At 63.8% G+C, this 12,224-nt stretch carries 11 protein-coding genes and 1 pseudogene; 6 read left to right on the top strand and 6 right to left on the bottom strand.

Annotation, left to right across the window (positions count from 1 at the left end; genetic code table 11):
* Window positions 1-7: 7 nt before the first annotated feature.
* The 3 genes from AC6LJW_RS12465 to AC6LJW_RS12455 are packed head-to-tail and all read right to left on the bottom strand — an operon-like array spanning window position 8 to window position 2,669.
* The gene (locus AC6LJW_RS12465; RefSeq protein ID WP_056570642.1) at window positions 8-811 is read right to left on the bottom strand and encodes a shikimate dehydrogenase family protein; all 804 of its coding nucleotides are present in this window, start codon (window positions 809-811) and stop codon (window positions 8-10) included.
* Between the two features lie 13 nt (window positions 812-824).
* A complete protein-coding gene (locus tag AC6LJW_RS12460) occupies window positions 825-1,811 on the bottom strand; it encodes a transketolase family protein (RefSeq protein ID WP_056570644.1) in 987 nt (328 codons plus the stop codon).
* Window positions 1,812-2,669 (bottom strand): transketolase, encoded by an 858-nt coding sequence (locus tag AC6LJW_RS12455; RefSeq protein ID WP_056570646.1) that lies wholly within the window; start codon window positions 2,667-2,669, stop codon window positions 1,812-1,814. It abuts the gene before it with no gap.
* A 124-nt stretch (window positions 2,670-2,793) separates the two neighbouring features.
* Between AC6LJW_RS12455 and AC6LJW_RS12450 the strand changes: the two genes are divergently transcribed.
* Both AC6LJW_RS12450 and AC6LJW_RS12445 read left to right on the top strand, forming a co-directional pair.
* A complete protein-coding gene (locus AC6LJW_RS12450; RefSeq protein ID WP_056570648.1) occupies window positions 2,794-3,498 on the top strand; it encodes a GntR family transcriptional regulator in 705 nt (234 codons plus the stop codon).
* A 9-nt stretch (window positions 3,499-3,507) separates the two neighbouring features.
* Window positions 3,508-4,578 (top strand): glycerol dehydrogenase, encoded by a 1,071-nt coding sequence (locus AC6LJW_RS12445; RefSeq protein ID WP_056570650.1) that lies wholly within the window; start codon window positions 3,508-3,510, stop codon window positions 4,576-4,578.
* 66 nt (window positions 4,579-4,644) lie between these two features.
* Here the strand turns inward: AC6LJW_RS12445 and kce are convergent, their stop codons facing one another.
* Genes kce through AC6LJW_RS12430 form a run of 3 tightly spaced genes read right to left on the bottom strand, consistent with a single transcriptional unit; the run spans window position 4,645 to window position 7,308 of the window.
* Window positions 4,645-5,580: a 3,5-dioxohexanoate:acetyl-CoA acetone transferase gene (kce, locus tag AC6LJW_RS12440; protein WP_056570653.1), complete on the bottom strand. Its 936-nt coding sequence runs from the start codon at window positions 5,578-5,580 to the stop codon at window positions 4,645-4,647.
* Entirely contained in the window at window positions 5,573-6,526 is a 954-nt protein-coding gene (locus tag AC6LJW_RS12435) for a 3-hydroxyacyl-CoA dehydrogenase (protein ID WP_498087458.1), read from the bottom strand. Before AC6LJW_RS12435 ends, kce begins: the two co-directional genes overlap by 8 nt.
* The gene (locus tag AC6LJW_RS12430) at window positions 6,526-7,308 is read right to left on the bottom strand and encodes an SDR family oxidoreductase (protein ID WP_056570656.1); all 783 of its coding nucleotides are present in this window, start codon (window positions 7,306-7,308) and stop codon (window positions 6,526-6,528) included. Before AC6LJW_RS12430 ends, AC6LJW_RS12435 begins: the two co-directional genes overlap by 1 nt.
* 331 nt (window positions 7,309-7,639) lie before the next feature.
* Between AC6LJW_RS12430 and AC6LJW_RS12425 the strand changes: the two genes are divergently transcribed.
* The 4 genes and pseudogenes from AC6LJW_RS12425 to AC6LJW_RS12410 all read left to right on the top strand — a co-directional run bounded on the left by AC6LJW_RS12425 (window position 7,640) and on the right by AC6LJW_RS12410 (window position 12,212).
* Window positions 7,640-8,839: an ABC transporter substrate-binding protein gene (locus AC6LJW_RS12425; protein WP_056570658.1), complete on the top strand. Its 1,200-nt coding sequence runs from the start codon at window positions 7,640-7,642 to the stop codon at window positions 8,837-8,839.
* Between the two features lie 132 nt (window positions 8,840-8,971).
* Window positions 8,972-9,838: a branched-chain amino acid ABC transporter permease gene (locus tag AC6LJW_RS12420; RefSeq protein ID WP_105240093.1), complete on the top strand. Its 867-nt coding sequence runs from the start codon at window positions 8,972-8,974 to the stop codon at window positions 9,836-9,838.
* Between the two features lie 22 nt (window positions 9,839-9,860).
* A complete protein-coding gene (locus AC6LJW_RS12415) occupies window positions 9,861-11,642 on the top strand; it encodes a branched-chain amino acid ABC transporter ATP-binding protein/permease (protein ID WP_427984828.1) in 1,782 nt (593 codons plus the stop codon).
* A pseudogene (locus AC6LJW_RS12410) lies at window positions 11,635-12,212 on the top strand (ABC transporter ATP-binding protein). The gene AC6LJW_RS12415 and the pseudogene AC6LJW_RS12410 overlap by 8 nt, the downstream one beginning before the upstream one ends.
* Window positions 12,213-12,224 lie beyond the last annotated feature (12 nt).

Here is a 12,224-nt window from a genome sequence, read left to right as displayed (position 1 = left end):
GCGCCGCCTAGCGGGCGGACGTCACGCCCAGCGTTTCCACCATCAGTTCGATCTGGCAGGCCAGCATCGGCGCGCCGTAATGAATCTTGCAGCCGCGCGCCTGCGCCGCCACGAGCAGCGCCGTGTCCTTGGGCTGCATGATGACCTCGCAGACCAGTTGGTCCGGCGTCAGGCGGCTGACGTCCAGCGGCAACGGATCGCCCTCTTTCATGCCCAGCGACGTGCCATTGACGACCAGGTCATGGCCGGACGGGTCCGCATTGCCCACGGCGATCTGCGCGTCCGGATGCAGCGACAGGATGCGGGCCTTGAGGTCCTCGGCCTTGGCAGGCGTGCGGTTGGCGATGGTCAGACGCGAGACGCCGGCCTGCACCAGCGCGAAGCCGATCGCATTGGCCGCGCCGCCCGCGCCAGCCAGATAGACGCTCTTGCCTTCGGGTGCGACGCCGCAGCTGCGCAGGCCCCGCACGAACCCTTCGCCGTCCAGCATGTGCGCCACGAGACGCCCGTCGGCCTCGCGCCGCAGCACATTGGCCGCACCGATCTTGCGTGCGACGGGCGTGGCGTCGTCGGCCAGTTCCAGGATGGCGGTCTTGTGCGGCACCGTGACGATCACGCCGCCCAGGTTTTCCAGGCGGCGCAGGCCTTCGACCACGGCCGCCAAGTTGTCGGGCCGCGCGTGAAACGGCACGCAGACGCCATCGAAACCGATCTTGGTGAAGTGTTCGTTCATACGCTGCGGCGTCTTCACGTGATGGATGGGGTCGGCCAGGATGCCGAACAGGCGCGTGGTGCCGCTGATTTCCTTCATGGATGTCTCCGGATCAATGCTGGATGAATTCGCGCGCGACGCCGGCAATACCTTCGGCGTCAAGCTTGTAATGGGCGTACAGCGTGGTGGGCGGCGCAATGAGGCTGTATTCGTCATAGATGCCATGACGGCGCAGGCGCGTGCCGGTGCCCGCGTCGGCCAACACCTCGGCCACCGCCGAACCCAGGCCGCCCAGCACATTGTGCTCTTCGACCGTCATCAGCCGACGCGACTGCCCGGCGGCCGTAAGGATGGCGTCGCGGTCCAGCGGCTTGATCGTCGGCATATCGATCACGCCCACCGACAGGCCCTCTTCTCGCAACTGCCGGGCGGCGGCCAGCGCGCCGTGCACCGTGATGCCGCAGGCGATCAGCGTCAGGTCGCTTCCGACTTCGTGGACGATGGCGCGGCCGAATTCGAACGGCGTGTTGTCTTCGTAGACCTGCGGATCGCGCCCGCGGCCGATACGGAAATAGATGGGCTCGGGCCAGTTGGCGGATGCCTTGATGGCAGCCGCCAGCTGCGGGCCGTCCGCGGGGGACACCACGGTCAGGCCAGCCAGCGCGCGCATGGTGGAGATGTCTTCGGTGGCGTGGTGCGAGGTGCCGTAGAAACCCAGGCTGATGCCGGTGTGATGGCCGATCAGGCGGACCGGAAGGCGCGTGTAGGCGACGTCCATCCGGATCTGTTCGCAGCACAGCAACCCGAGGAACGACGCGAACGTGGCGACGAACGGCATCATGCCTGTCGTGGCAAGCCCGGCCGCCGCCGACACCATGTTCTGCTCAGAGATGCCGAACTGCACGTAGCGGTCGGGATAGGCCTCGGCGAAACGGTTCAACCCGTTCGAATATTGCAGGTCGGCCGATCCGGCGACGACCGGATGGCCGGCCTTCACCAGTTCGATCAACCCGTCGGAGAGATAGGACAGCCCCGGGTTCACCGCGTTGAGAGCGCGGTACTGCCAGGAATCGGGAGAGAGTACTTGTGCCTGTGCCATTCAGATCTCGCGGGAGAGGATTTCTTCGACAGCGCTTTGCGCATCTTGCGGGGCCAGGTAGCCCAGGTGCCAGCCCGGCTCGGTTTCCATATAGGACACACCCTTGCCCTTGATGGTGCGGGCGATCACGCATGCGGGCTTGGCGCGCGCATCGTCGGCGCGCAGGCGGCGCAGCACTGCGGTGAGTTCGGAAAGGTTGTGGCCATCGACTTCGTGGACCTCCCAGCCGAACGCCAGCCACTTTTCCTTCAACGACTCCACTCCCATGACGTCGTCGACCTTGCCGTCGAGCTGATAGCCGTTGCGGTCGATGATGGCGATGAGGCGGGACAAGCGGTTGTGCGCGGCGAAAAGCGCGGCTTCCCATACCTGCCCTTCCTGCATTTCGCCGTCGCCCAGCATGACGAAGACGCTGAAGTCACGCTTGTTCATCCGGCCGCCCACCGCCATGCCCACGCCATTGGACAGCGCGTGACCGATGGAACCCGAGCTGAAGTCGACGCCCGGCACCTTGCTCATGTCGGGGTGATCACCCAGGGGGCTGCCCAACCGCGTGTAGCCGTCCAGCAGCGCATGATCGATAAAGCCCAGATCGGCCAGCACGGGGAACAGGCCGACGGCAGCGTGACCCTTGCCCATGAGGAAGCGGTCGCGATCCGGCCACTGCGGCTCGCCCGGGCGCAGGCGCATCACGTCGTAGTAAAGCGCCGCGAAGATCTCGGCGCACGAGAACACAGAACTGTAGTGTCCGACCTTGGCGATTTCGATGAGGCGGATTGTCTCCAACCTGATATGGCGGGCCTTCTCCCGCAGCATCGCGACTTCCCCTGCGGTAGGGGCCTCCTGATCCTTGCGCATCGCGCCTCCTCCTGTTGTATGGATATATGATATATAATATACCCATTGCGCTCGAATTTGCTACGGCGGGCTAGAATCGCTCCTGGATTCACCCGCACCTTCCATACAGCAAGCCAGAAACGCCATGCCCAGCCTCAAACCGGTCAAAAAAGAGAACCTTTCCGTCAGGGTCTACAACGAAATCCGTAACGCCCTGATCAACGGGCAGTACGAACCTGGCGAGCGCCTGATCATTGGTGAGCTGGCGCAGGAAATGGGCGTGTCCATCACGCCGGTGCGCGAGGCCATCTTCCGGCTCATCAGCGAGCAAGGACTGGAGATGCAGGCGGCCACGGCGGTATACGTGCCGTACGTCAACTCGGAAAAGCTGCGGGAGATCCAGCAGATCCGCTTCCACCTTGAAGGCATGGGCGCCGCCGAGGCCGCGCAAAACATCACGCGCAAGCAACTCGACAACCTGATCGCGCTGCAGCGGGATTTCATCTCGTGCACGTCCACCGATCCCAAGCGCGCCAGCTACCTGAACCGCAAGTTCCACTTCGCCATCCTGGAAGCCAGCAACAAGCCCATCCTGCGCAACACCGTTGAGTCGTTCTGGGTCATCACCGGCCCCATCCTCAAGGTATTTCACGTCAAGACCGCGGGCCTGGACTATTCCGAAAACGAGCACCGACACGAGGCCGTCATCGAGGCCCTGGAAGCGCGTGATTCGGAAGCCGCACGCAACGCCATCCAGGCCGATCTGGTCTGGGGCGGAAAGATCATGATCGACTGGCTGGTCGAACGGGAAAAAGAACTCGACTACCGCCCCCCCGGGGCACGCAAATAGGGAGACGCCATGCTGAAGATTTTCGGAGCGCCCAGCCGCTACATCCAGGGGTCGGGCGCCCTGGACGCGCTGGGACAATACGCGGCGCTGTTCGGAACGCGCGCTGCGCTGGTCATCGACAGCTATGTCCATGGCGTGTTGGGTCCGAGAATCGAGGCGCTGTGCGCCCAGCATGGCGTGGCGCTTGCGCCGCTGATCGTCGAAGGCGACCTGACACCGGAAGTCATCGACGGATTGCGCGCGCAGGCTGCGCCCGCGAACATCGACATGGTGATTGCGGTGGGCGGGGGCAAGTCGCTGGATGCCGGCAAGGCCGTGGCCAAGTCGTCGCATTGCCACCTGATCACCGTCCCGACTGTGGCATCCAACGACGCGCCCACCAGCAAGAATTACGTGCTTTACGATGCGCATCACAACCTCCTGGCCGTCGAGCACATGCTGTTCAATCCCACCATCGTGCTGGTCGACACCGCCATCGTCGCGACCGCGCCGGTGCATTTTTTCCGGGCAGGACTGGGCGACGCGATCTCCAAGAAGTTCGAAGCCGAGCAGTGCCAGCGCAATGGCGGCAAGAACATGTACGACGCGGCGCCGCTATTGACGGCCCAGCTCATCGCCGACGGGTGCCTGCGCACGCTGCTGGCGGACGGCGCGGACGCCGTGGCCGTGGCCGGAACCGGCCAGCCCACGCCCGCCTTCGAGCGCGTGGTGGAAGCGATGATCCTCATGAGCGGTCTTGGATTTGAAAGCGGCGGCCTGTCCATTGCCCACGCCTTGACGCGCGGACTGCCAAAGATCGACGGCATCGCAACGGCGTTGCACGGCCTGCAGGTGGCGGTGGGCTTACTGGTGCAGCTCGACCTGGAGAACCGCAACGACGGCATGCTGGCCGATCTGAAGCAGTGGTACGCCCAGGTCGGTCTGCCGGTCACGCTGCGCGAACTTGGCGCGGCCGGCGATCCGTCCGATGCGGAACTGTCGCTGGCGGCGGACCTCAGCCTGAAGGCGCGCCATGCCGCCAACTTTGACCGCACGCTGGATGTGACCACGCTGGCCGCCGCGCTGCGCCGTCACGCCTGACACCCTCTGCAGCCGGCAGGCGCTGGCGGGTTTGACGCCCGCCAGCCGCCCTGCCCGCCCGCGGCATCAGAACGCGACGTTGTCCTTGCCCTTCAATCCCAGCTTGGCGCGCGCTTCGTCCGGCGTGGCGACCTCGAGATTCAGCGCCTCGAGAATGCCGCGGATGCGCTCCACCTGCACGCGATTGGATTCGGCCAGTTGCCCCGGTCCGATCCACAGCGAGTCTTCAAGGCCCACCCGCACGTTGGACCCCATGGCCGCGCCGATGGTTGCCAGCGGCATCTGATTGCGGCCGGCGCCCAGGATCGACCATTCATAGTCGTTGCCAAAGAGGCGGTCCGCCGTGCGCTTCATGTGCATCAGGTCTTCCGGGTGCGGGCCGATGCCGCCCAGGATGCCGAACACCGATTGGATGAAGGGCGGAGACTTGACCAGGCCGCGGTCCACGAAATGGGCCAGGTTGTAGAGATGGCTGATGTCGTAGCACTCGAACTCGAAACGCGTGCCGTTGGCGTTGCCCAGCGTCAGGATGGATTCAATGTCCTGATACGTGTTGCGGAAGATCAGCGAGCGGCTGTTTTCCAGATGCTCGCGCTCCCAGTCGTGCTTGAACTCCGAGAATCGGTCCAGCATCGGAAAGAGGCCAAAGTTCATGGAACCCATGTTCAGCGACGCCAGCTCCGGCTGGAACGTCGTGGCCGGCCGCATGCGCTCCTCCACCGTCATGTGCGGACTGCCGCCGGTGGTGATGTTGATGATGGCGTCGGTCTCGCGTTTGATGCGCTCAAGGAAAGGCTTGAACAGCGCCGGATCCTGCGAAGGCTTGCCCGTCTGCGGATCGCGCGCATGCAGGTGCAGGACGGCGGCGCCGGCCTTTGCCGCACCAATGGCCGCCTCGGCGATCTCGTCGGCGGTGACCGGCAGGTGCGGCGACATGCTGGGCGTGTGGATGGCGCCCGTCACGGCGCAAGTGATGACGACTTTCTGTTTGGGCTTAGCCATTGTTGTCTCCGTGTTGTTTGTGACGCATGAGGCGCATCAGCTTTTCGTCGCGCCAGAAGCGGCGCGACGCAAGTTCTTCCTCGGGCAGCAAGGCCCGCCGCTCGTCCGACAGCGCGTCGACCAGCGCGCCTTCCCAGACCACGCAATCGCCTTGGCTTGCGCCAATCGACTGATAGAGCCCGCCGTATCGGCGGCAGTAATCCGCGAGGCCGCCCGGCGCGTTCAGGTCGATGGTTTCAAAGGGACCCATGAAGGACCAGCGCAGACCCAGGCCGTCCTTGACCGTGGTGTCGATGTCTTCGGCGCTGGCGATACCCTGGCTTGCCAGCCGGAAGGCTTCCTGCAGCAGCGCGCCTTGCAGGCGGTTCAGAATGAAGCCTTCGATTTCGCGCCGCACCAGCACGGGCTTCTGGCCGATGCCCGCCATCACGTCGCGCGCGCCGGACAGCGCTTCGGGGCTGGTCCAAGGCGCCGGACACAGCTCGACCACCGGGATCAGGTACGGCGGATTGACCGGATGCGCCACGAGGCACCGGTGCCTGCCCGCGAGATGCTCGGTGAACTGGCTGGCCGGGATGCTGGACGTGGAGCTGCCAATGATGGCGTGCGGTTCGGCCAGGGCGTCCAGTTCGGAAAACAGCGCGCGCTTGATCTCGACGTTTTCCGGGGAATTCTCCTGGACGTAGCTGGCTCCCTGCAATGCCTCATGCAGGCTGGCCGATATCTGCACACGGTCGACGATGGCGTCCGCGTCGTCGAGCAGGCCCTGCGTTTCCAGCACGCGAAGCTGCTGCAGGATGAGCGCGCGCGCCTCGGCAAGCATGGCGGCGTTCACATCATGAAGCCGCACCTCCCAGCCCATGCGCGCAAAAACGATGGCCCACCCCTGCCCGATCAGCCCCGTTCCGATGATGGCGGCACGCCGCGGCGTGATGTCCGCGCCCATCAGTACAGCTTCTGCGTAAAGCCGTCCACGACAATCGCCTGGCCGGTGACGCTGCGCGCCGCTTCGCTGGCGTTGAACAGCACCATGTTGGCGATGTCCCGCGCGGTGACCATGCGGCCGAGCACAGCCTGATTTTCGTACTGCGCGGCGATCTCTTCGACCGGCCGGCCCAGCGTATCGGCTTTGGCAGCGATGACCGCGCGGATCCGGGGGCCTTCGACCGCGCCGGGCAGGATGGCATTGACGCGAATGCCATAACCGCCGAGTTCGATCGCGAGCGACTTGGTGAACCCGATCACCGCCCATTTGGATGCGGAATAGACCGACCGGCCGGCAAAGCCGAGATGCCCTGCCGCCGAAGACAGGTTGATCATCACGCCGGCCTTCGATTCCTTGAGCAGGGCAATGGCCTTGCGCGCGCACAGGAACTGGCCCGTGATGTTGACAGCAAGGGTGCGGTCCCAATCAGCCTTGGAAAGCGTTTCGACGAAACCCGTGGGTCCGGCAACGCCAGCGTTGTTGATCAGGATATCCAGGCCGCCGAGCGTTTGGCGGACAGCGGCAAAGAGCTGTTCCACACTCGCTTCGTCGGAAACGTCGGCCCGCGCCACCTGCACACCGGGCAGTTCCGTGGGCACAGCAGCCAGCCGTTCCTCGTTGACGTCGCACACGAACACGGTGGCGCCCGCGTGGTGAAAAACCTTGGCCATTTCCAGGCCGAGCCCGTCGGCGCCGGCCGTGATGAGCACTTTCTTGCCGGTGAAATCCACTTCCTCAAACATGCGCTTGTCTCCTAGGATCCTTCTTATAAGTGCGGATCATCATATACGATATATGATAAAACCAGCTATCCTGTGATCCGTCACGCGGCTGCGGCGTCGTCCAAAAAGCGCCGTTCGCCTGGCGGAATCATGTGTGCATTTTTCCCTAGTATCGGCCGCTAAGGCTTTATTCATGCGGTTTCAGGGAATTCCCTGATTCGGCATGCAGCGACCGCCACTAGAATCCAAGGCGAGGGTTTCTCGCCCCGCCGGCACATATATCATATATAGCAAAAGACGGACGGAACTTAGTATCCAGTCCGCATTCCATACCGACAAAGGAGCGTAGACAGTGTTCAAGTTCAACAAAATTGTTTTGGCGCTGGGTGTGTGCGGCGCGCTGGCAAGCGGCACCGCAGCGGCCGACATGAAGGTGGGCGCCCTCTTCCCGTTCAGCGGCGCGCTTGCGCTGCTTGGACAGGAAAGCTATCGCGGTCTGGAATTGGCCGTTAACGAGATCAACGCCGCCGGGGGGATCAACGGCGAGAAGATCGAAATCATCAAGGCCGACGCTGTCGACCCGACCCAGGCGGTGTCCGAGACCAAGCGCCTGATCTCGGCCAACGTGGTCGGGGTGTTCGGCAGTTACGCGTCCGGCATTTCGTACGCGGCCTCGCCCGTGACGGAGCTGGCGGGCGTGCCCTATTTCGAGCTGGGGGCCACCGCGCACAAGATCACCACGCGCAACTACAAGTATTTGTTCCGCAGCAACCCCAACACCGCGCTGTACGGCGTGTCGGTGGTGAACGCGTTGCATGACACCATCGCGCCGGGCATGGGCCTGAACCCGAAGGACATCAAGATCGGCATCATCCACGAAGACGGCCCGTATGGCACCGACGTGGCGGCCACCGAAAAGAAGCGCGCGCAGGAACTTGGCTACAACGTGGTGGAGGTTCTGCCCTACTCGGCCAAGACCGTCGACCTGTCTTCGCTGATCCTGCGCCTGAAGGGCGCGAAGGCCGACGTGGTGTTGCAGACGGCCTACCAGAACGACGCCATCCTGTTCTTCAGCCAGGCGCGCGCGGCGGCCTTCAAGCCCAAGGTCGTGATCGGCGCGGGCGGCGGCTATTCGCTGGCCGACACCGCCAAGGCCGTGGGCGCCGACATGAACGGCGTGTTCGACCTGGACTTCCCGCAATCGTCCATCAATCCGGCCGGCGCGCCGGGCCTGGACAAGTTCCTCGAAGCCTACAAGTCCACCTACAAGAGCGATCCGCAATCCGGCCACAGCCTGACCAACTACGTGGGCGCCAAGGCTTTCTTTGAAGCCATCGGCAACGCCAAGTCCACGGACAAGGACAAGATCCGCGCCGCGGTGCTGGCCTACAAGAAGCCCGCCGGCCAGACGGCCAACGGCTGGGGCTTCGACTTCGGCGAAGACGGGCAGAACAACGCCTCGACCTTCTACGTGATGCAGTGGCAAGACGGCAAGCTCGTCACCATCGGCCCGGAAAACCTCGCTCTCGGCAAGCCCATCTTCAAAAAATAGAGCGCGATGCCAGCGGCCGGGCGCCGGAGCCTCACGCTCCCGGCGCGGCCGGTCATACCCGGGGCCTGAGCGCCCCGCCCCTGGACGCTGCGGGACAGGGACGGGGCGCTTCCCGCACTTAGAGGTTGCACAATGGAATTATTCATTCAACTGGTCATCAACGGCCTGTTGCTGGGCGGCGCATACACGATCATCAGCCTGGGGCTGACGCTCATTTTCGGCGTCGTGCGCGTCGTGAACTTTGCGCACGGCGAGTTCCTGATGATCGGCATGTACATGGTCTATCTGATCGCGGCGCAGTTCGGCGTCCATCCCTACGCGGGTCTGATTCCGGTCGCCGTCATTCTGTTCGCGCTGGGTGCGCTGACGCAGAAGGGCATCATCCAGCCGCTGCTTCATGCTGATCAACACATCCAGATCTTCGCCACGGTGGGCGTGTCCACCATCCTGCTGAACCTCGCGCTGGTGATCTTTGGCGCCAACGTCTATCGCGCGCCGGTCGAACTGGGCACCAACGCCATCGAAGTCGGTCCGTTCTCGATGGTCACGGGCCAACTCGTCACGTTTGTCATCGGGCTGACGCTGGCCGTGCTGCTGCACCTGTTCATGCACCGCACCTACCTGGGCCGCGCGCTGCGGGCCGTGGCGCAGCACCGCTATGCCGCCACCCTGATGGGCGTGAACGTCAACAACGTCTACGCCATCGCCTTCGGGCTGGGCACGGCATTCGTCGGCATCGCCGCGGGGTTGCTGGCGCCGCAGTACCCGGTGTTCCCCACGGTGGGCACCTACTTCGTGCTGACGGCGTTCGTGATCGTGGTGCTGGGCGGCCTGGGAAGCCTGTACGGCGCCGTCGCCGGCTCCATGATCATCGGCATCGTCGACACGCTGGCGGGCTTCTATATTGCGCCCGACCTGAAGGAGGTCGTCTATTTCGGGATCTTCCTCTTAATCCTTGTCCTGAAGCCGAACGGTCTGTTCGGTGTCGGTACAGAGTGACCAGAACAACAAGGAGCAAGACGTGTTTCCCGACTTTCGACACCCCAAAGCCTACGTCAGCCTCATCCTGCTGATCACGATGTTCCTCGTGCCCGTCGTCATGGGTACGCCCTTCTGGACCAACCTCTTTGTTTTGCTGTTCGTGTTTTCCGCGCTGTCGGTCGCCTGGAACATCGTGGGCGGCTACGCCGGCCAGTTGTCCCTCGGCCACGCGGTGTTCTATGGCATCGGCGGCTACACGGCCACCCTGCTGACGCAGAACTTCGGCATCTCGCCGTGGATCGGCATGTTCGCGGGTGCGGCCATTTCCGCGGCCGTTGCCATCCTGATCAGCTATCCCACGCTGCGCCTGCGGGGGCCCTTCTTTGCGCTGGCAACCATTGCCATCCTGGAAGTGGTGCGCCTCTTGGTCATCCACGAGGAAAGCTGGACCGGCGGTTCAAGCGGCATCAGCCTGCCCTTGAACATCGGCTGGGCGTGGATCGTGTTCCGCGAGAAGATCAACTACGTCATCATTGCGTTCGGTTTGTTCGTGATGGTGACGTGGGTCTCGTGGTACATCCGCAAGTCGCGCATCGGTCATTATCTGATCGCAATCCGCGAGCGCGAAGATGCCGCGCTGGCAGTGGGCATCCACACCGTGCGTGTGAAGATCATCGCCGCCGTGGTGTCCGCCGTCCTGACCAGCATCATCGGCACGTTCCACATCACCTACCTGACCTTCGTCGATCCCAGTTCCGCGTTTTCGCTGGAGCTGTCCATCCAGGTCGCGATGTTTGCGCTGATCGGCGGGCTGGGCACGGTATCGGGTCCGATCGCGGGCACCTTCCTGGTGCTGCCGATCGCGGAACTGGCGCGCGGCTGGCTCAGCAGCGTGGGCAATGGCATGCACGGGCTGATCTACGGCCTGATCCTGGTCGCGGTGGTGCTGACCATCCCGCGCGGTCTGGCGGGCGCATTCGGCCCCTTCATCGAGCGCATGCTGGCGCGCCTGCCTTATCTGGGCACGCCGCCCGCCAAACGTAAGCTGGCCGACGAGATCCGCATCCGCAACGCCACTCGCACGGAGCAGCCCGTCTTGAAGGCGGAGGGGCTGTTCAAGAGCTTCGGCGGCCTGCGCGCCACCAACGACGTATCGCTGACGCTCAACCAGCACGAAATCCTGGGCATGATCGGGCCGAACGGCGCCGGCAAGACCACGGTGTTCAACCTGCTGTCGGGCTTTCTGTCGCCGGACAAGGGCGACATCACGATGCGCGACGAGCAAGGCAACTGGGTCACCTGCAAGACGCCCGACGCCTTCGCGCACAAGGGCCTGGGCCGCACGTTCCAGATCGCCAAGCCGTTCACGGGGCTGACGGTGCTGGAAAACATCATGCTGGGCGCGTTCATCCACACATCAGACCGCGACGAAGCCGAGCAGATCGCGCTGAAGGTGGCTGAGCAGACCGACCTTGTGAAGTACCTGAACACCGAGGCGCGCAGCCTCACCGTGGGCGGGATGAAGCGTCTGGAAGTGGCGCGTGCGCTGGCGATCAAGCCGCGCATCCTGCTGCTGGATGAAGTGATGGCGGGCCTGAATCCCACGGACATCGAGAAATCCATCCAGATGATCCGGCGCATCCGCGATTCGGGTGTTTCAGTGCTGCTGATCGAACACATGATGCAGGCCACGATGGCGCTGTCCGACCGCATCATCGTCCTGAACGAAGGGGGCGTGCTGGTCAGCGGCTCCCCCAAGGACGTGGTTGAGAACCCGGCCGTCATCGAAGCCTATCTGGGCAAGGAGTATCAGGATGCTTAAGGTGTCGAATCTGACGTCGGGCTATGGCAAGAGCCAGGTGCTCACCGGCCTGAATTTCGAGGTTAACGCAGGCGAGATCGTCACGCTGATCGGCGCCAACGGGGCGGGCAAGACGACCACGCTCAAGACGCTGTGCGGCGTGATCGCCGCCACGCAGGGCAAGGTGGAATTCGAAGGCCAGGACCTGACGAACCGCGAACCCTACGACATCGTGGATGCCGGGATCACCATGATTCCCGAAGGACGCCAGCTCTTTCCGCACTTCACCGTGCGGGACAACCTGCTGATGGGGTCGTACAAGCGCGCGGCATGATGGCGGACCCGAAACTGCTGGTGTTCGACGAACCGTCGCTGGGGCTGTCGCCGCTGCTGGTGCAACAGATGTTCGACATCATCCGCGACGTCACCTCGCATGGCGTGACGGTGCTGCTGGTGGAGCAGAACGTGTTTCGCACGCTGCGGCTGGCGGATCGCGGCTATGTGCTGGAAAACGGCGCAATCGTGCGCACGGGCACGGGCGCGGAGCTGCTCAGCGACCCTCACGTCAAGAAGGCCTATCTGGGCCACTGAAATCCAAGGACA

It is taken from the genome of Achromobacter sp. 1012554356, assembly GCF_059760815.1.
The sequence above is the reverse complement of the archived record's forward strand: the minus strand, read 5'-3'. Positions and strand labels throughout refer to the sequence as shown.

Coding starts and splice junctions, on each gene's coding strand:
- AC6LJW_RS12465 (WP_056570642.1), bottom strand. CDS start 811: ATGAAGGAAATCAGCGGCACCACGCGCCTGTTCGGCATCCTGGCCGAC.
- AC6LJW_RS12460 (WP_056570644.1), bottom strand. CDS start 1,811: ATGGCACAGGCACAAGTACTCTCTCCCGATTCCTGGCAGTACCGCGCT.
- AC6LJW_RS12455 (WP_056570646.1), bottom strand. CDS start 2,669: ATGCGCAAGGATCAGGAGGCCCCTACCGCAGGGGAAGTCGCGATGCTG.
- AC6LJW_RS12450 (WP_056570648.1), top strand. CDS start 2,794: ATGCCCAGCCTCAAACCGGTCAAAAAAGAGAACCTTTCCGTCAGGGTC.
- AC6LJW_RS12445 (WP_056570650.1), top strand. CDS start 3,508: ATGCTGAAGATTTTCGGAGCGCCCAGCCGCTACATCCAGGGGTCGGGC.
- kce (WP_056570653.1), bottom strand. CDS start 5,580: ATGGCTAAGCCCAAACAGAAAGTCGTCATCACTTGCGCCGTGACGGGC.
- AC6LJW_RS12435 (WP_498087458.1), bottom strand. CDS start 6,526: ATGGGCGCGGACATCACGCCGCGGCGTGCCGCCATCATCGGAACGGGG.
- AC6LJW_RS12430 (WP_056570656.1), bottom strand. CDS start 7,308: ATGTTTGAGGAAGTGGATTTCACCGGCAAGAAAGTGCTCATCACGGCC.
- AC6LJW_RS12420 (WP_105240093.1), top strand. CDS start 8,972: ATGGAATTATTCATTCAACTGGTCATCAACGGCCTGTTGCTGGGCGGC.